General features: G+C 33.0%; 22 protein-coding genes. 13 read left to right on the top strand and 9 right to left on the bottom strand.

Going from position 1 to position 26,449, the window contains the following annotated elements; genetic code table 11:
* Positions 1–76: 76 nt before the first annotated feature.
* A complete protein-coding gene (locus tag ACWA1B_RS13020; protein ID WP_456907527.1) occupies positions 77–2,821 on the top strand; it encodes a putative LPS assembly protein LptD in 2,745 nt (914 codons plus the stop codon).
* Between the two features lie 28 nt (positions 2,822–2,849).
* Positions 2,850–3,230: a RidA family protein gene (locus tag ACWA1B_RS13015; protein WP_056202992.1), complete on the top strand. Its 381-nt coding sequence runs from the start codon at positions 2,850–2,852 to the stop codon at positions 3,228–3,230.
* Here ACWA1B_RS13015 and ACWA1B_RS13010 read toward each other — a convergent pair.
* The 5 genes from ACWA1B_RS13010 to ACWA1B_RS12990 all read right to left on the bottom strand — a co-directional run bounded on the left by ACWA1B_RS13010 (position 3,211) and on the right by ACWA1B_RS12990 (position 11,463).
* Positions 3,211–3,585 carry a methylglyoxal synthase gene (locus tag ACWA1B_RS13010; protein ID WP_111379227.1) on the bottom strand — a complete coding sequence of 125 codons (375 nt, stop codon included), beginning with the start codon at positions 3,583–3,585 and terminating at the stop codon, positions 3,211–3,213. The two genes, ACWA1B_RS13015 and ACWA1B_RS13010, sit on opposite strands and share 20 nt — an antisense overlap.
* A 10-nt stretch (positions 3,586–3,595) precedes the next feature.
* Positions 3,596–4,447: an N-acetylglucosamine kinase gene (locus ACWA1B_RS13005; RefSeq protein WP_456907525.1), complete on the bottom strand. Its 852-nt coding sequence runs from the start codon at positions 4,445–4,447 to the stop codon at positions 3,596–3,598.
* A gap of 134 nt (positions 4,448–4,581) precedes the next feature.
* On the bottom strand, positions 4,582–5,586 hold the full coding sequence (gap, locus tag ACWA1B_RS13000) for a type I glyceraldehyde-3-phosphate dehydrogenase (protein ID WP_026730156.1): 1,005 nt from the start codon (positions 5,584–5,586) through the stop codon (positions 4,582–4,584).
* Positions 5,587–5,679: 93 nt separating this feature from the next.
* On the bottom strand, positions 5,680–6,666 hold the full coding sequence (pfkA, locus tag ACWA1B_RS12995; protein ID WP_456907522.1) for a 6-phosphofructokinase: 987 nt from the start codon (positions 6,664–6,666) through the stop codon (positions 5,680–5,682).
* 297 nt (positions 6,667–6,963) lie between these two features.
* Complete coding sequence (locus tag ACWA1B_RS12990) at positions 6,964–11,463, bottom strand: translocation/assembly module TamB domain-containing protein (protein WP_456907520.1); 4,500 nt, start codon at positions 11,461–11,463, stop codon at positions 6,964–6,966.
* 193 nt (positions 11,464–11,656) lie between these two features.
* Between ACWA1B_RS12990 and tsaD the strand changes: the two genes are divergently transcribed.
* The 8 genes from tsaD (at position 11,657) to ACWA1B_RS12950 (ending at position 18,763) form a co-directional block, all read left to right on the top strand.
* Complete coding sequence (gene tsaD, locus ACWA1B_RS12985; RefSeq protein WP_456907518.1) at positions 11,657–12,679, top strand: tRNA (adenosine(37)-N6)-threonylcarbamoyltransferase complex transferase subunit TsaD; 1,023 nt, start codon at positions 11,657–11,659, stop codon at positions 12,677–12,679.
* Between the two features lie 3 nt (positions 12,680–12,682).
* Positions 12,683–13,396: a 16S rRNA (uracil(1498)-N(3))-methyltransferase gene (locus tag ACWA1B_RS12980; protein WP_456907516.1), complete on the top strand. Its 714-nt coding sequence runs from the start codon at positions 12,683–12,685 to the stop codon at positions 13,394–13,396.
* 17 nt (positions 13,397–13,413) lie between these two features.
* Positions 13,414–14,052: a DUF4159 domain-containing protein gene (locus ACWA1B_RS12975; protein WP_456907514.1), complete on the top strand. Its 639-nt coding sequence runs from the start codon at positions 13,414–13,416 to the stop codon at positions 14,050–14,052.
* Between the two features lie 11 nt (positions 14,053–14,063).
* Positions 14,064–14,561, top strand: a complete 498-nt coding sequence (locus ACWA1B_RS12970) for a TrmH family RNA methyltransferase (RefSeq protein WP_456907512.1) — start codon at positions 14,064–14,066, stop codon at positions 14,559–14,561.
* Between the two features lie 280 nt (positions 14,562–14,841).
* Positions 14,842–15,801 (top strand): zinc metalloprotease, encoded by a 960-nt coding sequence (locus ACWA1B_RS12965; RefSeq protein WP_456907510.1) that lies wholly within the window; start codon positions 14,842–14,844, stop codon positions 15,799–15,801.
* A 113-nt stretch (positions 15,802–15,914) separates the two neighbouring features.
* On the top strand, positions 15,915–17,006 hold the full coding sequence (locus ACWA1B_RS12960) for an AI-2E family transporter (RefSeq protein ID WP_035646989.1): 1,092 nt from the start codon (positions 15,915–15,917) through the stop codon (positions 17,004–17,006).
* 2 nt (positions 17,007–17,008) lie between these two features.
* The gene (locus ACWA1B_RS12955; RefSeq protein ID WP_456907508.1) at positions 17,009–18,196 is read left to right on the top strand and encodes a THUMP-like domain-containing protein; all 1,188 of its coding nucleotides are present in this window, start codon (positions 17,009–17,011) and stop codon (positions 18,194–18,196) included.
* Positions 18,197–18,199: 3 nt separating this feature from the next.
* The gene (locus tag ACWA1B_RS12950) at positions 18,200–18,763 is read left to right on the top strand and encodes a hypothetical protein (RefSeq protein ID WP_456907506.1); all 564 of its coding nucleotides are present in this window, start codon (positions 18,200–18,202) and stop codon (positions 18,761–18,763) included.
* Here ACWA1B_RS12950 and ACWA1B_RS12945 read toward each other — a convergent pair whose 3' ends face one another.
* Complete coding sequence (locus tag ACWA1B_RS12945) at positions 18,764–19,417, bottom strand: M15 family metallopeptidase (RefSeq protein ID WP_456907504.1); 654 nt, start codon at positions 19,415–19,417, stop codon at positions 18,764–18,766. It lies immediately after the preceding gene.
* Between the two features lie 172 nt (positions 19,418–19,589).
* On the opposite strand from ACWA1B_RS12945, the gene ACWA1B_RS12940 reads away from it, so the two are divergent.
* On the top strand, positions 19,590–20,108 hold the full coding sequence (locus tag ACWA1B_RS12940) for a hypothetical protein (protein ID WP_456907502.1): 519 nt from the start codon (positions 19,590–19,592) through the stop codon (positions 20,106–20,108).
* A gap of 126 nt (positions 20,109–20,234) precedes the next feature.
* Here ACWA1B_RS12940 and ACWA1B_RS12935 read toward each other — a convergent pair whose 3' ends face one another.
* Entirely contained in the window at positions 20,235–21,338 is a 1,104-nt protein-coding gene (locus ACWA1B_RS12935; protein WP_456907500.1) for a fatty acid desaturase family protein, read from the bottom strand.
* A gap of 305 nt (positions 21,339–21,643) precedes the next feature.
* Here ACWA1B_RS12935 and ACWA1B_RS12930 point away from each other — a divergent pair, with 305 nt between their 5' ends.
* Complete coding sequence (locus tag ACWA1B_RS12930) at positions 21,644–23,404, top strand: glycoside hydrolase family 9 protein (protein ID WP_456907498.1); 1,761 nt, start codon at positions 21,644–21,646, stop codon at positions 23,402–23,404.
* A gap of 30 nt (positions 23,405–23,434) precedes the next feature.
* On the top strand, positions 23,435–24,208 hold the full coding sequence (locus ACWA1B_RS12925) for a ThuA domain-containing protein (protein WP_456907496.1): 774 nt from the start codon (positions 23,435–23,437) through the stop codon (positions 24,206–24,208).
* Between the two features lie 19 nt (positions 24,209–24,227).
* Here the strand turns inward: ACWA1B_RS12925 and ACWA1B_RS12920 are convergent, their stop codons facing one another.
* Positions 24,228–25,748 (bottom strand): S10 family peptidase, encoded by a 1,521-nt coding sequence (locus tag ACWA1B_RS12920; RefSeq protein ID WP_456907494.1) that lies wholly within the window; start codon positions 25,746–25,748, stop codon positions 24,228–24,230.
* A 35-nt stretch (positions 25,749–25,783) separates the two neighbouring features.
* Positions 25,784–26,365, bottom strand: a complete 582-nt coding sequence (locus ACWA1B_RS12915) for a Crp/Fnr family transcriptional regulator (protein ID WP_456907492.1) — start codon at positions 26,363–26,365, stop codon at positions 25,784–25,786.
* Positions 26,366–26,449: the final 84 nt, after the last annotated feature.

Genomic DNA, 26,449 nt, shown 5'->3' with positions numbered 1-26,449 from the left:
AAAAGTTAATTTTAATAATTTGCAACTGTTATAATTTTCGCAATTGATTATTTTTGCCAAAAAATTATATGTAGTTTTGACATGTCAAAAAACAAGCCATACTTTTACAAAAATAGCATTTAAACCTTTGCACACAAACTTATTTAATATCGTTTTAATATCATTTCTCCTAACACTAGGATGTGGTAAAGTATATTCACAAGATATAAAAAGCCAAAAAAAACCGTTACCAACTGTAAAACAAACAGATAAAGGTTCAACTGTAAAAACTGATGCAGCAAAACAAAAAGATCAATCTGTAGCTACAAAAGTTGATACTGTAAAAATTGACAGTATCAAGCCTGCTAAGACTTTTCTTGATGGAAAAGTAAAATACAAGGCAAAAGATTATGCCACAATTGACAAAAAAAAGAAACAGCTTACCTTATATAATGAAGCCGAACTCTACTATAAAGATGTAGAATTAAAATCTGGAATCATTGTTTTGGATTATGGAAAAGATGAAGTTTATGCTGGAAGAATAAAAGATTCAGCCGGAGTTTTAATTCAGTATCCAAACTTCAAACAAGGATCAAATGAAGTGCAACCAGATTCGATCCGTTTTAATTTCAAAACTAAAAAAGCCTTAATTTTTAATTCGAGAACAGAGCAAGGTGAATTTAAAATTAAAGCTGCGGTTACTAAAAAAGAAAACGATTCGGTTTACTTTTTAAGAGGCGCACGTTTCACCACATCAACAGATGTAGACAATCCAGAATATTACTTCCAAACCAATAAAGTTAAATTTGTTCCCGGAAAAAAGGTAGTAACCGGCTTAACTAATATGGTTATCGCAGATGTTCCTACTCCACTAGCTTTGCCGTTTGCTTATTTCCCAATGAGCCAAGAAAAAAGTGTTTCAGGAATTATATTACCAAGTTATAACGACTCAAACACAAGAGGTTTCTCCCTTCAAAACGGGGGGTATTATTTTGCTTTAAGCGATAATTATGACTTGACTGTTTTAGGAGATTATTACACCAATGGAAGTTATGCCTTACGTTTTGAATCGGCGTATGCCACGAGGTATAAATACAGAGGAAATATCAATGTGCGTTTTGAGAATTTAATCAGCAGCGAACGGGGCTATCCGGATTATTCGAAGCAAAAAATCTACAACATTCAGTGGTCGCACTCAAAAGATACTAAATCCAATCCAAATTCAACCTTTTCTGCATCGGTGAACATGGGTAGTAGTAAGTATTTTAAGCAATCGATCAATCAGGCAAATATTGGCTCCAATCTGAATAATACATTAAGTTCATCTATTTCATGGAATAAAACTTTTAATACTATTCCACAAGCCAGAATAGCCTTAACAGCTACACACTCACAAAATACACAAACCGAAGTCATTAACATGACTTTGCCATCACTTCAGGCAAGTATTGACCGTATTTATCCTTTTGTTGGAAAAGACGGAGTGAAAAAAGGTTTTATAAAAAACATCAATTTACAATACAACTTAAGTGGAAAAAACAGCTTTGTAACTACTGATTCCTTATTCTTTAAACCGCAAATGTTTAGAGATGCTCAAATTGGAATGCAACATACAATTCCATTAAGCACTAACTTTAAATTATTCAAATATTTTAGTGCCGGAATGTCAACCAATTATCAGGAAACATGGGTAACTAAGACCATCAGCCGAAGCTACGACGCAGAGCAAAGCAAAGTTGTAGACACACAAGTAAATGGTTTTGATGCTTTTAGAACTTACAATTTCAGTTCAAATTTAGGAACAACAATTTACGGAACATTCAATTTTGGTTCAGACAAAAAGATTCAATCGATTCGTCACGTTATGCGTCCGTCTATTACATACGCATACACGCCAAGTTTTGAAAAATACTACGATACTTATGCTGTAGATGCTTCTGGCCGAATTACAACTGAATATACACGTTTTGAAAACGGCGTTTATGGCGCTCCAGGAAAAGAAAACTCAAATATTGTAGGCTTTGCTTTAAGCAATACCTTTGAAGCAAAAGTAAGAGACCGTGACAGCACAAAAACGGAGCCGAAAAAAATAATGTTGTTAAACAACTTAAACTTCAGCACAAGTTACAATTTTAATGCCGACGGAAAACAAGTTCTTGCCTGGCAGCCTGTACTTGTATCAGGTGGGACACAGTTTTTTGACAATAAATTGAACATGAATTTTGGTGCTACTTTAGATCCTTACGCAATTGACAATTCAGGAACAAGAATTGACAAATATAATATTGATAACGGAGGAAGTTTATTTAGGATGACAAGTGCCAATGTTACTCTAAACTATTCGTTTTCTAATAAAGGCGGAGACAAAGAAAAAACGAATACACAGAGCCAGCGGAACGGAGGTCGTAATGATGATTTATTTGGAACCAATACCGACTTAACCGATAGCAGAAACAGTCAGTTTGCCAATGAAAAAGATGATGACAAAGATGTTATATCAGAATTTTTCAATGCAAAAATTCCGTGGGATATGACAATGGCTTATTCATTAACATACTCAAATGTAAACAGAGAAAACAAAATAAGCGGAAACTCCATAATGATTTCTATCAATACCGATATTACGCCCAAATGGAAAGGCGGGGTTTCTACAGGATATGACTTTGTACAAAAAGGGATTACTTTTACTCAATTCCGTTTTGAAAGAGATTTATTAAGCTGGAGAATGGCTTTTAACTGGCAACCATTAGGAACAAATTCGAACTGGAATTTCTTTATCGGAATTAAATCTGGTATGCTAAGCGACATCAAATGGAACAAACGAAGCGTTTCAAATCGATAAACAATTTTCGAATCAAAATACTTTCATTATGAAAAAAATCATCTTTACCGAAAAAGCTCCGGCTCCAATCGGTCCGTATAATCAGGCTGTTTTATCAGGAAACACACTTTATGCTTCTGGGCAAATTGCGATTAATCCAGCTTCAGGAGAACTTGTAACCGATAATATCAACGACGAAACAAAACAAGTTATGGAGAATATTGCAGCAATTTTAGAAGCTGCAGATATGACTTTTGAAAATGTTGTTAAAGCAACTATTTTCATTATGGACATGAACAATTTTGGTGCAATAAACACCATTTACGGTTCTTATTTTAACGAAAAAACCGCTCCAGCTCGTGAAACGGTTCAAGTGGCTTGTTTGCCAAAAAATGTTAATGTAGAAATTTCTATAATTGCTGTGCAATAGCATCTAATAATAGTTGTGCCGTTGCTTCATTTGTTGCCAGCGGCACATTATGCACATCACAAACGCGAATAAGCATATTAATATCAGCTTCGTGCGGATGACTTGACAAAGGGTCTTTAAAAAAGAAAACCATCTTAGTTATTCCTTCTGCAACTCTTCCGGCAATTTGCGCATCACCACCTAACGGTCCAGAAAGCATTCTCTGCGTCTTAAATCCGGCGGCTTCAGCTTTTCCTCCAGTAGTTCCAGTACCAATAAGTCTTATTTTTTCATTGTGCAAAACAGCTTCATTTTTGATTAAAAAATCAATTAAATCGGCTTTTTTTCCGTCATGAGCAATAATTGCAATCTCCATAAATCCAGAACTATTGATTAGCAACATGGTAAGCAATCAAACCGTCAATAGGTCTTCTTAAAACGTTTCCTAATTTAAGTTCATATTTATCGAAAGTTTCTTGTAATTCATCTTTTAAGTAAAATGCTATAGAACCTACGAAATGTACAGGAACTTCTTTACAGTTATCAAACTGCTTAATGTAGTTTTTAACGAAAGATTTCATTCCTTTAAAAATAATTTTTTTACAGAATTCAGTGTCTTTATGTTTAATTAAAAACTTTGCATAAGTTGCTAAATAAGCATTTGGATTTGGTTCCTTGTATAATTTATTTTTAATAAAATCAGGATCAACGTCATACTCTTTTTCAAGTTCAACTGCTAATTCTTTAGGCATTTTATTAAAATAATACTTTCTGATTAATTCTTTCCCAAAAACGTTTCCACTGCAGTCATCCATTACGATATATCCTAACGACTGTACTTTTTGATGCAATACTTTTCCATCAAAATAACTGCAATTAGATCCTGTTCCAAGGATCGAAACAATAGCTTCTTCGCCTTTAGGAGTTGTTGCGTACACAGCCGCATAAGTATCTTCCTGCACATCTACGATGGCGTTAGAGAAATACTCCTGAAAGATTTGTTTCAACCATTCTTTCATTCTGTCTGTTCCGCATCCTGCTCCATAGAAGAACAAATGTGAAGCGTTTTTTTTGTTTTGCAAAATATCAAAACGGTCGTTTAATCTTTCGATAATTTCTGGACCATCAAGAATTTCAGGGTTCAAACCTAAAGTTTGTGTCGTGAATAATACTTTTCCATTATCATCAATTGCAATCCAATCTGCCTTAGTAGATCCACTATCAACTATTAATTTCATTTTATTTTTTTGTTTTTTGAGTTAGTTTTTCTTCATTTAAATAAAAAGTGTATTTTTTACATTAATTAAAGACGTAACAAAATAAGAAAATCCCGTTATTTGGAGATAACGGGATTTTGCACAAATATATAATATTATTTTAAACCTGCGATATGCACAGATAAATCGATCAATTTGCTTGAGTATCCGTACTCGTTATCGTACCAAGATACTAATTTGAAGAAAGTTGAATTCAAACCAATTCCTGCAGTCGCATCAACAATAGATGTTCTTTTGTCAGAAATGAAATCTTGAGAAACAACTGCATCTTCAGTATATCCTAAGATACCTTTTAATTCGTTTTCAGAAGCTTTTTTCAATACAGCCATGATTTCTTCGTAAGAAGTTTCTTTAGCCAATTTCACAGTTAAATCTACTGTAGAAACGTCAGCAGTAGGAACACGGAAAGCCATACCTGTTAATTTACCATTCAAAGATGGGATTACTTTTCCAACCGCTTTTGCAGCACCTGTTGAAGAAGGAATGATATTGATTGCAGCAGCACGTCCACCTCTCCAGTCTTTTCTAGAAGGTCCGTCAGCTGTCATTTGAGTTGAAGTTGTTGCGTGAACAGTAGTCATCAAACCTTCCACAATTCCGAAATTATCATTGATAACTTTCGCTAATGGAGCTAAACAGTTTGTAGTACAAGAAGCGTTAGAAACAACTAAGTCAGAAGCTTTAGCAGTTTCGTGGTTTACTCCCATTACAAACATCGGAGCATCAGCAGATGGAGCAGAAATGATAACTTTTTTAGCTCCTCCTTTTAAGTGCTCGCTTGCAGTTTCGATAGTTGTGAAGATACCAGTACATTCAGCAACTACATCAACATCAACTTCGTTCCATTTTAAGTCAGCTGGATTTCTCTCAGCTGTAATACGGATATTTCTTCCGTTTACATATAATTTTCCTTCTTTAACTTCAACAGTTCCGTTAAAACGACCGTGAACTGAATCATATTTTAATAAGTAAGCCAAGTGATCTACATCTAATAAATCATTGATTGCTACAACTTCTACATTATCTCTATTGAAAGACTCTCTAAAAACGATTCTTCCGATACGTCCAAATCCGTTTATTCCTAATTTTACTTTTGACATTTTACTAAATTTTTTGCTTTTGTTTTTATTACACTAATTTAAAAGTCTAATTTCCTCACAATAAACTTTCTTTCCTTTTTAAACTTTTATTTATTAGGTCGACATGATGTCTGACACTCTTAACAATTCTCTATCAATTTCTGATTTTCCTTTAATTGCCTGTTCAAGCGGGGTCAAAACAACTTTGTCCTCTTTTAGTCCAACCATATAGTTTGATTTTCCTTCCAATAAAGATTCTACAGCTTTTACACCTAAGCGGCTTGCCAAAACACGGTCAAAACAAGATGGCGAACCACCACGCTGCATATGTCCTAAAACAGAAACTCGTACGTCATATTCAGGCAAATTAGCTTCAACGTAATCTTTTAATTCGAATACATTTTTACCAATTTTATCGCCTTCTGCAATAACTACTATACTTGATGATTTTCCTGAAGCTTTACTTTTTTGAAGTGAGTCTAGCAATCTGTCTAAACCTAAGTCTTCTTCAGGAATAAGGATTTCTTCAGCACCTGCTCCAATTCCGGCATTAAGTGCAATATGCCCAGCATCTCTACCCATAACCTCCACAAAAAACAAACGGTTATGTGAACTTGCTGTATCTCTGATTTTATCAATAGAATCAACAACAGTATTTAAAGCTGTGTCATATCCTAATGTATGACTTGTACCATAGATATCATTATCAATAGTACCCGGAATTCCGATTACAGGAAAATTGTACTCTGAATTAAAGATTAAACCTCCGGTAAAACTTCCGTCTCCTCCAATAACCACTAGAGCATCAACTCCAGCTTTCAAAAGGTTATCATGAGCTTTTTTTCTACCTTCTGGGGTTCTAAACTCAACTGAACGAGCCGATTTCAAGATCGTTCCACCTTTGTTGACAATATTATTTACGCTTCGAGGGCCCATTTCTTTAAAATCACCTTCGATCATTCCTTGATACCCTCTATAAATTCCTATGCATTCTATATTATGATAAGCGCATGTTCGAACAACTGATCGTATTGCAGCATTCATTCCTGGTGAGTCTCCTCCCGAAGTAAGAACACCAACTTTTTTTATTGTTTTTGGCATTATTTAAGTATTAAGTTGTAAAATTAGCAAACATTAGTCACTTTTCAGGCTATGTTTATCATAAATTAATAAAATATGTTAAATTCAAACGTTTTCGTTAATAAGTTTTTTGGTAGCAAAAAATTCATTTAAAATAATAAAAGGCGCTTATTTTAATTAAATCCATAAAATTAACAATACATAAATGAAGTGTTATAAAATTGCAACGCGACTTCATTTGAAAAAAAAATGTTTAAATCTTTAAATTTAAGCATAAAAAAAACCATTACGAGAATAATGGCTTTTTTTAACAGTATCTTAAAAATCATCGTTGTCAGGAATTAATCCTTGATTATTGTTCACGGGTGGAGGTTTCTTCTCCTCTTCTTTTTTCTCAGGTTTCTTTTTATTCTTATCAGTATCCTTTTTATTGGTAAAATTGATATAATCAGGATTTAAATACGAATCCTGAACATCATCTGAAGAACCTTTTATTGTACGTTCTAATTTATGGCTTTTAAAAAGCTTGTTTACAAGTTCACTAAATGTATCAAAATCAACTTCATACGAAATACCGACACCTTGTGTATAACCAATTCCCTGTCCTATATAATTAATGTCGTTTTCTTTGTTAAACAACCTAAGATTCATTGAACCATCTTCATTAACTCGATAAAGGATTTCAATATCTCCAACGATAGCCGATTCATTGACTCCTCCTACCGGAACTCCGACTTTTCCATTGATGGAAATTTTTTCATTAATCTGCGATGATATATTAGCCACAAACTGACCATCGGCTTCTTGACCGATTCTTTTATCTGCAGAAATAAAATTCAAATCAATATTCACTTTATCATTATCAGATTTGATAATACCACCTAATAAACTTGCTGCGGTTTCTGCAAATGTTCCTGACAAGTCACTTTGATTAAATCCATCCGGACTCATAAACGAACCTGTCGAAAGCAAATATAAAGCCTGTGTCTGACGAACGTCTTTATCGTCCAGCTTGTATTGTATTTCCGACTTTAAAACACTACTTACGGATGGAAACTGAATATCGAAATTAGGGTCAGGACTCGTTAAATCTCCTCTTAATCCGATAACAACTTCGACAGGTACTTTTTTATTGAAAGACGAATTCTCTAATAATACTGCTGGATTTGCTGATGTTTTATACACCGCTTCCAGATTCAATTGCGCTTTCATTGGGTTCCCTTCCCAAATGATAGATCCTCCTTTTTTAACAGCGAATTTTTTATCAATCAAACCGCCATATTTGAAATTATAAGTTCCTTCGTATGCCTGGAAATCCCCCCACATATTAAATTTACCCAGCGTATTGATTTTAAACAACAAGGACCCATAACCTTTACCTTTCATACCATGTCCGGAATTTCGGTCCAAGATTACTTCAACCTCGGCATCGGGCGTAATATCAAAATCAAATTCCAATTCAAGTCCGTTGTAATTTCTCGTTTTTTCGACAATTCCATTGGCTAAATTGTATTTTTCCTTTGGCGTTACAAAATGTATCCAGCTGCTTTCGGCAACGCTTTGCGCATTACTAATCGGAATCTTAATTTCTGTTCCCTTTTCAGATTTGGCATCTACTTTAATAAATAAACCTTCTGTTGGCCCCTTTATACTCGCAGTTCCGTTAATGAATGCAGTTCCAAAGTAGGCCGCGTCTTCACTATCTTTAGTATCAAGTGCTAATAATCTTTTTGAAGTAACTGTTAAATCCAGTTTCCAGTCACCAAAATTATGGTGCTCAATTGTACCGTTCAGCAATCCTTTTGTTTTGTATTTCGTATCGGTTAACTGATTATTTCTAAATAAGAACTTCTCATCCGTCAAATCAATTACAGTACGATCGCTCAATTCATAATCTGTATTTAAATACGGAATTGTCATTCCGGCTTTTTCAACATACAACCTTCCGTTAATTTCAGGTTTTTTAAGATTCCCAACAACAGAAGCATTTCCTGAAACCGAGCCACGCACATTGGAAATAACATCAACACCAACCGTTCCTAAAGTCGCCAGATTAAATCCTTCGAGCTTTAGATTTAAATCTAAAAATGTTTCTTTATTTTCAATGGCAAAAGTTCCGCTTGCTTTAAAGGATTCGGTAAATCCATTCTGAATTGAAGAATTTATTGTGAATTTTTTAAAACTTTCATCTCCCGAAATATCAAAATTCAACGTTCCTAATTCGGTTTTATTCAAATTAAGATGATCAATTTTGATCGAAGCTGTCGGCTGATAAATATTCTTATTCTGTTTATAATTTACGCTTCCATTCAAATTTCCATTAAAGACAAACTTGGAATTAAATGGCGTAATTTTATTTATATCGACATCTTCAAAGTTGAGGACGAGATCTTTATAATCTATTCCTTTAATAACTCCGTTTAAATCAATTTTCTGATTTTCGTGCGATAAGACAATATTATTAAAATTGAAATTTTTAAAATATTGATCTATAATAATCTGATTATCCTTCTCTGCATCTTCATTCAAATACCATATATAGTCTTTGAACTTCATTTCAGATTTTTTAATCCCTACGATATTATTTTTGTTTTTATCGATAGTATGAAACAAATCCAAATTGAAATAATCCTGACCTTTATCGCCTCCTTTAAACTCTGAACGAACAAATAATGTATCTTTTGATGTGACGTTGATCAAATTGAAATCACGTATTTTATAATAGGGCGTTTTGATACTATCTAACTCAACATACGCATTATAAAGTGTGTTTTTATTATCAATATTAATTCTGATATTGTCAAATGTGTTTTTAGCTGCGGTTATTTTCTGAGATTTAAATCTAAATTTAAATTCCTGCAAATCAGCATCAATTTTACCACGAACAACTGTTGAAGAATCAATATTCACATCCGGATAAAGCATTTCGACAACTTTATCATAAACATGAAAGTTGAAACGCAGGAATTGTCCTTTTCGAACTTTATAAGGTTTATAATTGGTATACAAACTTCCCACTGAATTCATTACTAATTTATCCAATTGATCAAAACGGAATTTCCCAACAATTTTTCCGTTTACAACATCTGTTGAATTAACTGTTATAGTACGTAGTTTATCAGCATCAAAACTAGAATTGATTGTTACATCATCAAAAGCATATGTGTTTTTTGGATTTTTATATACGGCATCTTTAATAAAAATATTTCCCTGTAGATTTTCGATTGAATTTCCAGAAACCTGAACAACGGCATCTCCATTGAAATGCGAGATAGAATCCGACACAAATCTTAATTTTCGCAAATCGGCATTTTCTACATTAATATGGAAATCATATCTATTTTCTCTTTTACTTAAATCCACTAAACCGTCAAAAGTCAAATTCAAGTTTGGATCATTTACAGTAACTTCACCTTTATAATAAGGCAACTTGAAATTCCCATCAACCGTTATATTATTATAGGTGTATTTATTGTAATCTAATTTTGCAATATCACCTTTTATAATCGTATTCAAATATTTCTCCGTAAAGCCAACACCATCAACATCTACATTTAAAGTTGTTTTACCAATATCTTTTCTGCCTAAAAATGCACCAATATTAAAATTATCCAAAATAATATTGCCCGAATAAGATGCTTTATCAATAAAGTCCATATTATTCATATGAATATCGGCTTCACCATTTCCTAAATCCGTCACCATTTTGAATTTGGCTTCCAAATCAGTCGTTGAAACTTTTGCTTTACCAACAATATTCACTTTTCCTATTCGCTTAAGTTCTATTGGAAGTTTTTTTCCAAGTACATTTGGCAACAAAACAACAAGATTATCATAGCTGGAAATCAGTTTATCAAACTTACCTTCCATTGAAAACTTTTGCATTTTATCACCCAAAAGATTCTTGAAATTAATATTTCCGACAATTCTTGAACCATTGGTATCGCTCAATCTCAAGCGGCGCAGATTTAAATTATTCAAAGGCCCGTTTAGTTTTGTGCGGACTTTAAAATGCTGGTTTCTTCCCAATCCATCGTAGAAATAACGAATATCATTTGACGCAATCGAAGCCGAATCAATCGCAACATCAAATCGAACTTTGTCCGTGAAATGAAGAAAATCTTCAACTTTATAATTTAAAATAGCATAACCATAAATAGAAGATCTTTTAGTTTTAATGGCCAGATTTTCAACTCTAATTTGTTTTTTGGTATAACTAAATTTCCCGGCAAAATTAGAAACATACAATCCACGATGATCCTGAAATGAAAATCTATGAATGTTTGTATTTACATCTGGCCCATATAATTTGAATTCGCTGATATAGGCATTCAGCTTTGTAAATTCAAGGAATTTTGGTGTTTTTTTATTTTCATCAACAACAGAAAAGAATCCATTTGAAATGTATGCATTTCGTGCAGTAAGCAAAAAATGTTTTTTTGATTTTGAAGGTTTTCCGGTTTCAAACAATTTTACAAACTTGTTGATATTGTTTTCGTCTTCATTTTTGTACGTTTTCAAATTAAAGATCAAACCGGTTAAACGAAGATCACCAAAGATCAAATCACCATCCATCAATTTTTTGAAACTCAAAATATCAGTGGTAATAATATCCGAAGCGATCATTACTTTTTTATGATGGTCTAAAATTAAAACATCTTTTAATTTTACACCACCAAAAATATTGATAGCAACCTTTCCTACGGTGATATTAGCTTTAAAATCTTCTCGTAGAGAATCTGTTGCGTATCTTGCAATTTTTGTTTGCACGACAGGCAAAGACAATGTGATAGCAACTGCCAACAAAAGTAGAATCAACCCAATTAGGGTTCTGGATACTATTTTCTTTACTTTTTTGATAGCTGTATTAATTTTAGTTTACTTTAAATTTATTTTGAACAGACAAAGAACGGCTGTTTTGATAAAAATTCTTTAATTTTGGCTTCTCCTTACAGTCAAAGAAAATTAAAAATTTGATTTGTCAAATATAATTCAAAATTTGTGCCTTTATATGCAAAATTCAGAGGTTTTTATTCTTGCCATTGAAAGTTCCTGTGATGATACTGCCGCTGCAGTTTTACATAACGATAAAGTACTCTCAAATGTTGTTGCCAACCAGCTAATTCACAACCAATACGGTGGTGTTGTTCCTGAATTGGCTTCAAGAGCTCATCAGCAGAACATAGTTCCGGTAATTGATGCAGCGCTTCGCAAAGCAAATATACAAAAAGAACAGCTAAGCGCCATTGCTTTTACACAAGGACCAGGCTTAATGGGATCTTTATTGGTTGGAGGCTCTTTCAGTAAATCATTATCGTTGGCATTAAAAGTTCCGCTTATTGCCGTGAATCATATGCATGCTCATATTTTAGCGCATTTTATTGATGAAGATGGTTTTGACAAACCAGAATTTCCATTTTTAGCACTGACAATTAGTGGCGGACATACACAAATCGTAAAAGTAAACAGCTTTTTTGATATGGAAATCATCGGTGAAACTACTGATGACGCCGTTGGAGAAGCCTTTGATAAAAGCGCCAAAATTCTTGGACTTCCTTATCCTGGTGGCCCTTTGATCGATAAATACGCAAAAGAAGGAAACCCAAAAGCTTTTCCTTTTACAAAACCAAAAGTTCCTGGATTGGATTTTAGTTTCTCCGGATTAAAAACAGCGATTTTGTATTTTATTCAGAAAAACAAACAGGAAAATCCAAATTTCATTGAAGAAAACCTGAACGATATTTGTGCTTCTATTCAGCATACTATTATCGAAATTTTAATGGACAAATTGAAATTGGCTGTAAAAGAAACAGGAATTAAACAAATTGCAATTGGTGGAGGAGTTTCGGCAAATTCTGGTATCAGAACGACATTGAAGGAAGCAGAAGGCAAATATGGCTGGAAAACTTTTATTCCGAAATTTGAATATACCACCGATAATGCCGCAATGATTGGAATTGTGGGTTATCAAAAATATTTATCAAAACGTTTTGAAGATGCATCTGTAGTTTCGAAAGCCCGAATTCAATTTTAAATTATGCAGTTATTTTACAATCCCGATATAGACGAAACTACTGAATCTTTTTCATTTGATAAAGAAGAAAGTCGCCATATAATAAAGGTTTTACGCAAAAAAGATTCCGATATCCTGCATGTTACGAATGGTCAGGGAATATTATTTGAAACCGAAATCACTTTGGCTTCAGACAATAAATGTATTGTAGATGTGCGCTCGATTCAGAAATTTCCAGAACCAAGATTTCGTTTGCATCTGGCCGTTGCGCCAACCAAGATGAATGATCGTTTTGAATGGTTTTTAGAAAAAGCAACAGAAATTGGAATTCAGGAAATTACGCCTATATTTTGTGATCGTTCCGAAAGAAAAGCAATAAATGCAGAGCGTTTTGAAAAAATCATTCTATCGGCAATGAAACAATCAAATGAAACGTTTTTGCCAAAATTAAATCCAGCGATTTCGTTTAAAGAATTTGTCAAACAAAAAAATAAAGGTTTGCAATTCATAGCGCATTGCGAAGAAACCGACAAAAGATCACTCAAAGAAGCGCTTAAACCAAATGAGAATGTAACTTTATTAATTGGCCCAGAAGGTGATTTCTCTGAAAAAGAAATAGTTTTAGCTTTAGAAAACAATTTTCAGCCAGTTACTTTAGGAAATACACGCTTAAGAACTGAAACTGCAGCAGTTGTGGCTTGTCACAGTGTTGTTTTTTTTAATGAAATTTCAAACTAACAGAAGCTTTTTTTAATATGAAGAAAATATTTTACTTGATTTTATTGGTTTCTGTTTCCGCATTTTCACAAGAAATCGCTTTGTTGAAGTACAGTGGCGGCGGTGACTGGTATGCAAATCCAACTTCACTGCCTAATTTAATTCGTTTTTGCAATTCAAACATCAACACACGTATTAAGGCAAAACCTTCAACTGTTGAACCAAGTAATCCTGATCTTCTGTCCTACCCTTTTGTACACATGACCGGACACGGAAATGTTGTTTTCAGTGATGCTGATGTAACCAATCTAAGAAATTATCTTACCTCAGGTGGTTTTCTGCATATTGATGACAATTATGGAATGGATCAGTATATTCGAAAAGAAATCAAAAAAATATTTCCAAATAATGATTTGTTGGAAATTCCGGCTAATCATCCTATTTTTCAAAAACCATTTCCTTTTCCGAATGGATTACCAAAAATCCATGAACACGACGGTACGCGCGCACAAGCATTTGGAATTTTTGTCGATAACAAATTAGTACTTTTATACACGTATGAATGTGACTTAGGTGACGGTTGGGAAGATCCGGAAGTTCACAATGATCCGGCAAATGTTCGCGATAAAGCTTTGAAAATGGGCGCCAACATTATCAATTATATTTTTACAAATTAATTACAAATAAAGTGCAGCTTACTCACGAAGAAAATCAATTTGAAAGAAGGACGTTTCCAATAACATTAATCTGCGATCATATTTATTTTCAGCAGAATATTGGTTCTCTTTTCAGAATAAGCGAAGCTTTTGGAGTTGAAAATATTGTCTTTTTTGGAAAAGATATACCGCTGACGCCTCGTAAAATCAATAAAACTTCACGAAGTACACATCTTCATGTGCCGCATATTGTCATTGAAGAGTTTTCCGAACTTCATTCTTTCCTTTCGGATAATAATTTTGAAATTATTTCATTAGAAATCGCATCTAACAGCAAACCTCTTAAAAAAGTTATTATTCCTGAAAATCAAAAAATTGCGCTTATAATTGGAAGTGAAATAAACGGAATTTCAGACGAGCTTTTAAAAATTTCGCATCAAATTGTGCATATAAATATGTTTGGAAAAAACTCTAGTATGAATGTTGTGCAAGCTGCAAGTATTGCACTTTATGAGATTACTTCTTCATAAAAAATTCTTTTAAACCATTTTATCTTTCTTTTTCGATTTTATTTTTTTATTTATCTCGATAAACAACAGATAATCACGGTGAAATGCACTAAAAAATACAAAAGAAAGAAAAAACTTATTAATATTTTTTGTTAATTTTTTGTAGGAATCAGTATTTGTAAGGGGTTGTAAAATTTCTCACAAAATAATCTTTGTAATATTTTTCTACAATATATTTTTGTTATAAAATTGCGTTATAATTAACCAAAAGTAATTTTTTATAACAAAAATCCAAACTATTATGAAAAAAGTTTTTATTACCGCAGTTGCAGCGTTATTGCTGTTTGCTTGTCAAAATGACCAAACTGATTCAGCTAATTCAGAAACTAGTGCTGCAGCACGTCGTTCTTGTGCATCGCAGGATGTATTAGAAGCACAATTGAAGGCAGATCCGATGCAGGCCATCAGAATGAACCAAATTGAAGCTTTTACAAACGAACAATTACTTAAAGGTTTTTCTGGCCGTTTAGTTAATGGCAAAATTGAAATTCCTGTAGTAGTTAACGTTTTATACAAAACAACTGCGCAAAACATTTCGAATGCACAAATCCAAACGCAAATTGATGTTTTAAACAAAGATTTTAATGCTTTAAACTCCGATTACAATAGTGTTCCAGCTTTGTTTGCAGGAGTAAAAGCTAACATTGGAATCACATTTGTATTGGATCAAGTTATCCGCAAATCGACTACCAAAACATCTTGGGGAACAAATGATGCCATGAAAAAAACGGCTCAGGGTGGTATTGCACCAACATCTCCAACTACAAAACTTAACTTATGGTCTTGCGCTATTGGGGGCGGAATTCTAGGATATGCACAATTTCCTGGTGGAGCATCTTCAACTGACGGAGTTGTAATTGATTCTCGTTATTTCGGTTTATCAGGTTCAGCAAACGCTCCTTTTAATTTAGGAAGAACAGCTACTCACGAAGTAGGTCACTGGATGAATTTACGTCACATTTGGGGAGATGCAACTTGCGGAAGCGATTTAGTGTCTGATACTCCAACACACAACACTGCAAATTATGGTGTGCCAGCTTATCCTCACTATAGTACTTGCTCTGGAACTCCAGTTGAAATGACTATGAATTATATGGATTATGTTGATGATAATGCAATGTACATGTTCTCTACAGGTCAAAAAAGCAGAATGATGGCAATATTTGCTACTGGCGGACCAAGAGCCGCTTTTGCACAATAAAAAACATTATAAAACCAAGTCAATGTTTTAAAAGCGAGATTTAACGATCTCGCTTTTTTTTGCTTCTAAAATTTTAAAAGCTTTTTCCTATATTTATGGTCTAAAACCTAAATATGATAACTTCAAAAATCATTTCTAACGGAATTCTAAGAGCATTAGCAACTATACTTGTCATTTGTGCCGTTTTGTATTTTTTATATGAAATACAAACTGTAATTGTTTATCTCTGTATTTCCCTAATTCTATGTTTGATAGCAAATCCGTTAGTGCAGTTTTTAAAAAATAAATTAAAGTTTGGCAATTCATTGGCGGCTACGACAACCATAATTCTTTTTATATTATTGATGGTTGGTTTTATTCTTTTATTCGTTCCACTAATAATTTCGCAAGCAAATAATTTAGCGCTTTTAGATACTAATCATCTTCAAGCACAATTTATAGAAACAGAAAAAAGTGTAGAAACGTATTTCAATATTCAGCATGTTGACTTAAGTAAAATGCTGAATGATTCAAAAATAACTTCGGCATTGGACTTTAACTATTTTACAAGCTTTATCAACTCAATTATGAATTTTATGGCCGATATGGGAATGGGATTAGTTTCGGTATTTTTCATTACTTTTTTCTTCATTAAAGATCAGGAAACTTTTAAAAGCCAAGCCCGCAGAATTCTTCCAGACACAAATGAAGACAAAATCTTAAACTCAATAACTAAAATAAACCATTTGCTGACGCGCTATTTTGTTGGTTTGTTATTGCAGCTTACTGTAGTTTTCATTTTATATATCATTGTCTTGGTTATTTTTGGAAACAAAAATGCTTTTGTCATTGCTTTTTTATGTGCCATTTTAAATATTATTCCATACATAGGACCAATCATTGGAACCATTTTGGCAGCGTTATTAACCATGATAAGCTTAATTGGAAAAGATTTTCAGTCCGAAATTCTTCCTACAACAATATATGTCGTAATTGGATTCTTATTAGTTCAGGCGATTGATAATAACATCAGCCAACCGATAATTTCATCAAAAAGTGTAAATTCGCACCCGCTTGAAATATTCTTGATTACTTTAATCAGTGGTATAACATTCGGAATTGTCGGAATGATTATCGCAATTCCGGTTTACACTATGCTGAAAGTTATTTTAAAAGAATTTTTCCCGGACAATAAAATCGTCTCTGTATTAACTGAAAGAATTTAGCTTTGAACACTATTATTTTGCACCAAAATATTCAAGATTTTATATCTCAAAATATTGGTGCTTCAATTTCAAAACTGGCACTTCAAAAAAATCCATTTCCTGAAATTGATTGGATTTTAATTTTAAACCAAATTGAAGCCAAAACCAAAGCTAAAGAAAAACTCCCAACTTGGTTTAAAACCGAAAACATAATTTATCCGAGCAAAATTTCGGTTGAACAGACTTCTTCTGAAAAAACAGCTGAATATAAAGCATCTTTAATTTCAGGGAAAACTTTAATTGATCTTACGGGAGGTTTTGGCGTTGATGATTATTATTTTTCTAAAAAATTTAAAGTCGTTTCGCATTGCGAAATTAATCAAGATTTATCAGCAATTGTAAAACATAATTATATCCAATTAGGTGTGAAAAATTGTTTTTGTTACGCTGATGATTCTATAAACATTTTAAACGAAGCAGAATCAGGATTTAAATGGGATTGGATTTATATCGATCCATCTCGAAGAAATGATGCAAAAGGCAAAGTTTTTATGCTGAAAGACTGTTTGCCGAATGTTCCCGAATCATTAGATTTTTATTTTGAAAAGACAGATTCTATTCTGATAAAAACAGCACCTTTACTAGACATTTCAGCAGGCTTATCTGAATTGAAGTTTGTCAAAAACATTCATATAATCGCACTTGAAAACGAAGTAAAAGAATTGCTTTTTGAAATTCATAAAAATTATACAGGCGATATTACAATCAAAACCGCCAACATTCTGAAAGATAAAACAGAAACATTTGAATTCATTTTAGGCAATGAAACTGAATTTCCGTCTTATCATTTGCCTCAAAAATATTTGTTCGAGCCGAATTCATCTATAATGAAATCGGGTGGTTTTGATGAAGTTAGTTCGTTTTTTAAAATAAACAAACTTCAGAAACATTCGCATTTATACACTTCGGAAGAATTAATTGATTTTCCTGGAAGAGCTTTTGAAATCCAAAAAGTGATTCCGTATAGCAAAAACGAAATGAAAACCGAGCTGGCAAATCAGCAAGCCAACATAACAACGCGTAATTTTCCTGAAACAGTCGAAAACATCCGAAAAAAATGGAAAATAAAAAATGGTGGCAATTTGTATTGTTTTTTTACAACTGATGTAAAAGATAACAAAATAGTTTTAATTTGCACCAAAATAATCTAAGCAATGAAACAACTAATTACACTAACTCTTTTTTTATTAACCTTTGCTGCATTTGCACAAAAACCATGTGAATACAGTGTAAATGTCAATGACTCTATTGGCTCTTATAAAGTAACAAACGAATATCTTATCAGTGAAAAAAACTTTGGAGGAAGCTCTAGTTATGTTTTCTTTTCATTGGCACAAACTGATGGATTGCCAACACTAAACTTACAACTTATTCAAAAAAGCAAGGATTTTATTAAGGCAAACTGCTTTGACAAAAACTCCCGTGTCTTTTTACAGCTTCAAAACGGAAAAGTCGTTACCTTAATGCACATCAATCAGGAAAACTGCGGTACTCTTATTCACGACAACGGATTTGATAACCGTGTAAATACAGGGATTTTTATGTTCATGAAAGATAATTACGAAGAACTAAAAAAATCGCCCGTTACCATGATGCGAATTAAATATTTGACCGATACGGAAGATTATATCGTAAAAAGCGAAATAACATCTGAAATGAATAAAAAAGTGTATAATCCTGATACTTATTTCATTCAGAACATTCGATGTGTTGAATAATTATTCGCATTTCCAATTTTGATCAGAAACTTTGTCTTTTAAACCCGCTTTTAAATTATAATGCCACCATTCTGAATCAAAAGAATTGAATCCATTTTTGGTCATGATTTTTTTCAGAAACTTTCGGTTTGATTTTACTTCTTTGGAAAGATTTTCATAATTATGACTGGCTTCGATTCCAAAAAAATCAAAAGGAGTTCCCATATCAATTTCTTTTCCATTAGAATCCACTATTGAAATATCAACGGCTCCTCCTCTATTGTGGATGGAGCCTTTTTTTGGATCAGCCACATACTTTGGATTCGAAACAATTTCCCACATTCTTTTTTGAATTGATAAAGGCCTGTAGCAGTCGTAAAGTTTGATTTTGAAACCTTTTTTCTTAAAATCATTATTAGCCGCAATTAATGCCTGAACCGTTTTCATGCGCAAAACACATTCTGCACAATCGTACACTTTAGCTTTCAAAAAATTGTCCTCAGTTGCATACTTCATGTCATAGACAAAATCTTTACTGAAATCTTTTAGATTAACAAAAGTTGTATCTGAAATTTCATGTTTTACAGGACTTGAATACATTTCATTTTGAGCATTTGAAGAAATATTCCAAAAAAGAAAACCGACAAAAAAGAAGAATTTTAAAAACTGTGACATAATCTTTATGATTTAAAAATTGAAATTAAACAAAAAAACGGAATCTCTGGTTTAATATCTTACAATTTTAAAAACCCATTTGCGCTTGTTTTAAAATAATAATTTGAGATTTTTTTATTAAATTAGCAAAACAAGATATTATAAATCAATTAGTTATTTTAAAAATTATACTATGAACAAAAAAATAAAATATTTATTTATAGTTGCATTGAGTTGTTTTGTAATAGCATCTTGTAAAAAAGAAAGCATCAAAAATGTTCCAACTACAGACTCGACTTCAATAAGAACTGAAGCTTTGAAAGCAGATTCGGCAGTAATTAATCCGATTGATACACTGAATAATTTGGTTGGAAAAAGCGTTATTGGCACTCATTTATTAGCACAAAGCAGTTTAACACCAAGATTGAAAACGCTTTTAGGCAGCGATTATGATCAAATGGTCAAATACTGGAATACCGAAACTCCATTTACAAAAGAAGGCGAAATTTTACATGCTAGCGGATGCAAACAACACGATTGCAATACTTACTCGTATGATTTATATATAGATATAAAGAACAACAAATTAAATGTGTACAAATTCAGTGAGTCAAAACTGAATATTTTTGCCGAAGATAATTTCAGAATTGTTTTAAAAGATTCTTTATTGCATGATTTGAATATTAAGAAAAGTAATTCTAAAATTGAATGAGTCAAAAGTCGAAAGTCAAAAGCGTAAAGCTAAAAGTTTAAACTACAGTATAAAGGATTAAAAAAAATCCTTGCTAAAAAATAATTTCAAACTACTTTTTAAGCAAGGACTTATGACTTTTGACTACTAAATCTCCCCAGTCATCAGAATATTTTCCTGAATACCTTTATCTCTCAGCATTCTAAAATGTGACCGAACGGCGTGGTAAAAAGGATATGAAGTATAAGGCAGATTATATTCGGCAGCATAACGCATTATAATTGGCGTGATATAAGGATAATACGTATGAGCAACAGCAGGAAAAAGATGATGTGCTACATGGTGCGTAAAACCTCCGTATAAAAAATTAGCCAATTTGCTATTTGTACTAAAATCTTTGGTTACAATCATTTGGTGCATGGCCCAAGTCGCCGAAAGGTTTCCTTCTTCGTCAGTTCCCGGAAAATGTGCATCTTCATCAACATGCGTTGATACAAGCGCAACAACCCCTAGAGCGCTTCCGCATAAATGCATAGCAAACCAACCTCCTAAAACAATATACCAAGGCTGATTTAAAAGAAACATCGGGATGAAAAGCATGTAAATCAGATTGATGATTTTTGCGGCAAATAATCGATAGATTTCACGTGTTGGAATCTTCTCCACTACTTTCTTCACATAATTATTTTTTGTTCCGAAGAAATCTTTAAAATCACGAATATAAATCCAATTCAAACTATAAAGTGGATAAATAAACCACATATAAATATGCTGGTATTTGTGATAATTAAACAATGGGCTGTTTGGGAAAATCCTAATGATATCGCTTTGTTTGATATCAATATCCCAATCTGGAACATTTGGATAAGCATGATGGAGGTTAATGTGACGACGTGTCCACAACCAATGATTGCTTCCAAAAAGTTCCAAAACATACATGAAACGCTCATTATGTATTTGTTTTTTGAAAAGCGCTCCGTGCGCGGCATCATGAAAGGCATTTATAAAAAGCACGATCATAGTGAAACCGCACAAAATATAAAAAAGAAATAATAATGGAGTGCTATTTCCGAACAACAAAATACAAGCGTAAAATAAAAAGAAAAGAAATACAAGTCCGAAAGACTTAACAATGTTTAAACGATACAATGATGAATTTTGTAAAACAGTTTCGTTCACTTCCGAGCGCAGCTTTTTAAAAAAATCATCATTACCCGCTTTAACATAAACTGGGCGTTTTAATTTTTCCATAGGATTTGATTTTGCTGAAATTGTCATACCAAATTTAATAAAAAAAAGTTAAAACACGGTAAAACAAAGCTTTAGAGATTAAAAAAAGTAAGAAAAACTTAACATTAAAAAAGGTAGAGAAAAATACAGAAGTGCTCATAAATAGCACAACAAAAACACATCATTTTTTATTTCCAATTCCTTGTAAATACAGCAAATACTTATGTCATCCTGTTATTGTCTATTAATTACTCAATTTATAAAGACGATATTAAATTTCAGTTTTTCGTATTTTGCTTCTTCAATACGTTTTAAAACTTTTAATCATGCTGAAATTAAAATACATCATAATCACTTTGCTTTTTTCTGTTATGGCCTACAGTGAGCCAACTATCTATGTAAATCAGGTTGGATTTGACCCAGAAAGTCCAAAAGTGGCGATTATTGGTTTTAAAGGAAATTTTTCAAATACAACTTTCGATATTATTGATACGAAAACTCAAAAGACAGTTTTCACATCTACAATTGGAAAAGCAGAAAATGTTGAAGAATGGATGCTTGATAAAGCATATTATAAAGCCGATTTTTCGTCTTTCAAAAAGCCAGGAAATTATAAAATCACAATAAAAATTGCGGATCAAATCTATAGTTCGGCTAGCTTTGCAATTGAAGAAAATATATTGGCAAAAAAAACCATTTCATCAATTGTACATTATTACAACAAACAAAGAGCCAATACACCCGAAGAACTGGAAGCCGACAAAAATATGCTGCTATTTGGAAGCACGAAAAAAATCGACGTTCATGGCGGATGGTGCGATGCATCTGGTGATGTAAGTAAATATTTTTCGCATTTAGCTTACGCTAATTTTGTTTCGCCACAACAAACACCACTAGTAACATGGTCGCTCATCAATACATCAGAAGAAATTTCTAAACAACTCGTTCAATGGAAAATAAAAGATTCATTAGACAATGAAGCCATTTGGGGCGCTGATTATATGATGCGTTGCTTATCTGACGAAGATTATTTCTACATGATTGTTTTCAGCTATTTTGACAAAAATCCTGCAGCCAGAAGAATTGTCGGGCTTAAAGCCAATAGCGTAACTACAGATGAATATCAGTCTGCTTTTCGCGAAGGCGCCGGAATGGCAATTGCATCACTCGCCCGAATTTCGCAATGGAAAAAAAGTGGTGATTTTACCTCAAAACAATATCTCGACGGAGCAAAACGCGCTTATGCTCATCTTTTAATCAACAACACAAAATATGACGATGACGGAAAAGAAAACATCATCGATGATTATTGTGCATTAATGGGCGCAACAGAGTTATGGATTGCTACGAATCAGAATTTCTATAAAGAAGAAGCCAGAAAATGGGCTAATAAATTAGAAAACCGAATGACAGATCAAGGCTGGTTTAGAAGCAATGACGGCAATCGACCATTTTGGCATGCTGCAGATGCAGGTTTACCAATTGTAGCTTTAACCCGTTATTTAAAAAAAGAAAACGATGAAAATGAAAGAATTAAAGCAAAAGAGGTGATAAAAAAAGCTTTAAATTATAATTTATTGGTAACCAATAATGTAAGCAATCCGTTTGGTTATGCCAGACAGAGTTTTCTATTTAACGACAAAATAAAAGACGGTTTTTTCATTCCGCATGAAAACGAAACTGGCTGGTGGTGGCAAGGCGAAAATGCACGATTAGCATCACTTGCAACAGCTGCTACTGAAGGTGGAAAAGCTATATCACTTCAAAAAAATGATACCACAAAAAAATCACTTGATTTGTATGCATCTCAGCAATTATCATGGATTTTAGGTTGTAATCCTTATTCGGTATGCTTTTTATATCAATTTGGAGAAAAAAATGTCCCGTATATGCATTCCAATTATGGACATGGTTCAGAAAAAGGCGGAATCTCAAACGGTATTACCGGAAAAGAAGGAAATGGTGATGGATCAGGAATTGATTTTAAAATGGATGTTGACGGAAATGACGAATGGCGCTGGACCGAGCAATGGATTCCACATTCGGCATGGTTTCTACAAGCGATAACCGCCACTGTTAACAAATAAAATAATGCTGAAAACAATTTTAAAAATCAAATGAAAAAGTCGCTTATCATAATTACTTTGCTAACAATATGTTTCTTTCAAACTGATTGTTTCGCGCAAAAATCAAAAAAATCAAAATTCAAAGCTTTGGTTTTATATGAAAACGGCGGACATCATCTAGAATTTACCAAGGCAGCAAAACCATGGCTAAATAAACTCGCAATTGATAGCAGTTTTACAATTGATTATATCGAAAATACCAAAACAATAAATGAGGCACTTTTAAGCAAATATCAGGTTTTTATTCAACTTGACTATCCGCCTTATACCTGGAGTGAAGAATCGATGAAAGCATTTCAAAATTATATGGCGAGCGGAAAAGCTGGATGGATCGGCTTGCATCACGCCACTTTACTTGGAGAATTTGACGGATATCCAATGTGGAAATGGTTTTCTGATTTTATGGGAAATATAAAATTTGTCAATTATATTCCGGATTTTGCTGATGCGAAAGTGAATGTTGAAGATAAATCTCATCCTGTAATGAAAGGAATTCCATCTGATTTTTTTGTAAATAAAGAAGAATGGTACATTTATGATAAAAGTCCGCGCGAAAATGTTCATGTTTTAGCTTCAGTTGACGAATCAACTTACGAACCTGATTCGAAAATAAAAATGGGCGATCACCCGGTAATTTGGACAAATGATCATTTTGCTTCCCGAAATATCTATATTTTCATGGGACATGCACCCGAATTATTTAAAAATGAGGCTTACACTACTCTTCTTAGGAATTCTATTTTTTGGGCAGCGAATAAAAACTGAAGTTTTTATAGATCTTAATTTATTCTGAACAACTCAAAATAAACGATCGTAAATCATCACTAAATAATTTTCCTGTATTTCCTAAATACAACATATGACCCGATTCGTATTCTTTAAAAATGACTCTGTTTGGATAAAAATTTGCTTTTTCGGTTGTTTTTTTAGCATAACCCACGGGCGTAGCTAAATCATAACTTCCTCCCGCTATAAATACTTTTAGTTTTAGCGTTCTGCGTAAAACAACATTTAAATCATCAGTAAAATCAGGACCTTCTTTCGTTTCTTTTCGTGACCATTGCCATTGAAACGAAATATTTTTCCAGTCAATAGTTTTATACGGATCTTGAATATCAATGTTTAATTTTGAAGCTAATAATTCTCTAAATGCAGCCGTAAATCCTGGAACGTATCTTCCCATTGCTGGATCATCAGCAACAGGATCATTACCCGAATGTTCCAGCGGAAGATTGTATCTTGTATCGTATAATCCAATCTGTAGGTTTTCTTTCGACAAAAGACTGTCAGCAAAAACTTTTGGAGCTATTTCAAGAGTTGATGAGAAAAAATCTCTTGACAATCCTGTGTATTTGCAAAGTTTGTCAATTATCATACTTCTTTCCGTCGCCGAAAGTTTTTGTTGACTATCCAGTAAAAGTGCATTCAAATAGTCTTTTACTGCAAATTCCGAAACTTGTTTTTGAAACTCTTCATAAGGTAATGTTTTGTCTATTTTATTATAATACCAAGCTGTTTTTGCTAAAGTAGGAAGTAATGATGCTGCTCTTTCTAATTTTGCATCCGATGTTAACTTTTTTAAAGGCGATTCCAGCGTAGTTCCCAGCATAATAATGCCGTTTAACGTTATCCCTCTCATTACACCCGAATACATAACTCCGCCCATAAGTGCTCTGGGAAGAACTGAAACGCGTTGACTTCCATAGCTTTCTCCAATAAGAAACTTTGGCGAATTCCATCTGTTATTTTTATTTAACCACTTTTCAATAAATTGCGCCATTGATTCTGCATCTTGATCTACTCCGTAAAAATCCTGTGGTGTACCTGGGGAAATGATACGACTAAAACCAGTACCAACAGGATCAACAAAAACCAAATCTGCTACATCCAGCAAACAATCAGAATTGTCTTCTAATCCAAATGGTGGTGCGTTAGAAGAATTAATTTCCGGAGTTAATTTTACTTTCCACGGTGCAATACTACTCAAATGCAGCCAAATTGATGATGATCCCGGACCGCCATTAAATACAAAAACAACAGGCCTTACTTCATTCTTTTTATTTTGCTTTATATAGGAAAAACTAAATACACTGGCTATAATTTTATTATCATCATTTTTAAGAAATATTTCATCTGCTATTGCCGTAAAATTTAAAGGCTTTCTGTTAATATCACTAGTATGTTTTGTAGTAAAGAAAAGCGGTTTTTTAATCGTCATTTCTTCCTTCGCATTTTCCTGACTAAAAAGGGACAATGACACTAAAGAAAAAAAAGTGATGAGAAAATATCTCGCAATATTTGGCATGAAATAATTGATTTAAATGAGTAACAAAATTCGATTTATTTTTTTGAAAATTCCCGTCTAATTCTACTTAATGACGTATCGGTAACATTTAGGTAAGATGCGATTTGTTTGAGCTGGGCAAATTGAAATACTTCTTTATTGGTCGTAATAAGATTTTCATATCGGGCTTCTCCACTAAGATTAATTAAATCCAGCGCCCGTTTTTTAAACATCATATATTCTTTAGCCAGCATTTTTACCCCATAAGCCCTAAACTCAGGAACAGTATGCAACAATGCGTTTAATTGATCATAACTTATGGCAAAACCCTTGCAATCTGTAACCGCTTGTATATTCTCAGATGATTTGGTTTTTAAATAAAAGGATGAAACTTCAAATACCACACTATCCTTTTGATAGAAATTTGTAGTGATTTCATTTCCATCAATATCATGCGTAAACGCTCTCATAAAACCGGTCTGCAAAAAGAAATAATGTTCATTTATTTTTCCTTCTCTAAGAAAAAATTCATTTTTTTCAATAGTAATCTCTTCAAAAAACTCTACAACCTCATCTAAAATACGGTCTGGAAATGGTAAATTTTTTATGATGTAATTTTTTAGTCCTTGTTTGTCCATTGGTTCCTTCGTTAATATTATACGCAACAGCTTCTTTACAAGACAGTTGCAGGTCAAAAATAATCAATTACCTAATAGTTAGAT

The organism is Flavobacterium xizangense (genome assembly GCF_054075145.1).
Note: the sequence above shows the minus strand (reverse complement) of the source record. Positions and strands in the feature narration are given on the sequence as shown.

Coding starts and splice junctions, on each gene's coding strand:
- ACWA1B_RS12965 (WP_456907510.1), top strand. CDS start 14,842: ATGAAAAAAGTTTTTATTACCGCAGTTGCAGCGTTATTGCTGTTTGCT.
- tsaD (WP_456907518.1), top strand. CDS start 11,657: ATGCAAAATTCAGAGGTTTTTATTCTTGCCATTGAAAGTTCCTGTGAT.
- ACWA1B_RS12950 (WP_456907506.1), top strand. CDS start 18,200: ATGAAACAACTAATTACACTAACTCTTTTTTTATTAACCTTTGCTGCA.
- ACWA1B_RS13010 (WP_111379227.1), bottom strand. CDS start 3,585: ATGGAGATTGCAATTATTGCTCATGACGGAAAAAAAGCCGATTTAATT.
- ACWA1B_RS12935 (WP_456907500.1), bottom strand. CDS start 21,338: ATGGAAAAATTAAAACGCCCAGTTTATGTTAAAGCGGGTAATGATGAT.
- ACWA1B_RS12925 (WP_456907496.1), top strand. CDS start 23,435: ATGAAAAAGTCGCTTATCATAATTACTTTGCTAACAATATGTTTCTTT.
- ACWA1B_RS12920 (WP_456907494.1), bottom strand. CDS start 25,748: ATGCCAAATATTGCGAGATATTTTCTCATCACTTTTTTTTCTTTAGTG.
- ACWA1B_RS12960 (WP_035646989.1), top strand. CDS start 15,915: ATGATAACTTCAAAAATCATTTCTAACGGAATTCTAAGAGCATTAGCA.
- ACWA1B_RS12930 (WP_456907498.1), top strand. CDS start 21,644: ATGCTGAAATTAAAATACATCATAATCACTTTGCTTTTTTCTGTTATG.
- ACWA1B_RS13015 (WP_056202992.1), top strand. CDS start 2,850: ATGAAAAAAATCATCTTTACCGAAAAAGCTCCGGCTCCAATCGGTCCG.
- ACWA1B_RS13005 (WP_456907525.1), bottom strand. CDS start 4,447: ATGAAATTAATAGTTGATAGTGGATCTACTAAGGCAGATTGGATTGCA.
- ACWA1B_RS12945 (WP_456907504.1), bottom strand. CDS start 19,417: ATGTCACAGTTTTTAAAATTCTTCTTTTTTGTCGGTTTTCTTTTTTGG.
- ACWA1B_RS12975 (WP_456907514.1), top strand. CDS start 13,414: ATGAAGAAAATATTTTACTTGATTTTATTGGTTTCTGTTTCCGCATTT.
- pfkA (WP_456907522.1), bottom strand. CDS start 6,666: ATGCCAAAAACAATAAAAAAAGTTGGTGTTCTTACTTCGGGAGGAGAC.
- ACWA1B_RS12940 (WP_456907502.1), top strand. CDS start 19,590: ATGAACAAAAAAATAAAATATTTATTTATAGTTGCATTGAGTTGTTTT.
- ACWA1B_RS12980 (WP_456907516.1), top strand. CDS start 12,683: ATGCAGTTATTTTACAATCCCGATATAGACGAAACTACTGAATCTTTT.
- gap (WP_026730156.1), bottom strand. CDS start 5,586: ATGTCAAAAGTAAAATTAGGAATAAACGGATTTGGACGTATCGGAAGA.
- ACWA1B_RS12915 (WP_456907492.1), bottom strand. CDS start 26,365: ATGGACAAACAAGGACTAAAAAATTACATCATAAAAAATTTACCATTT.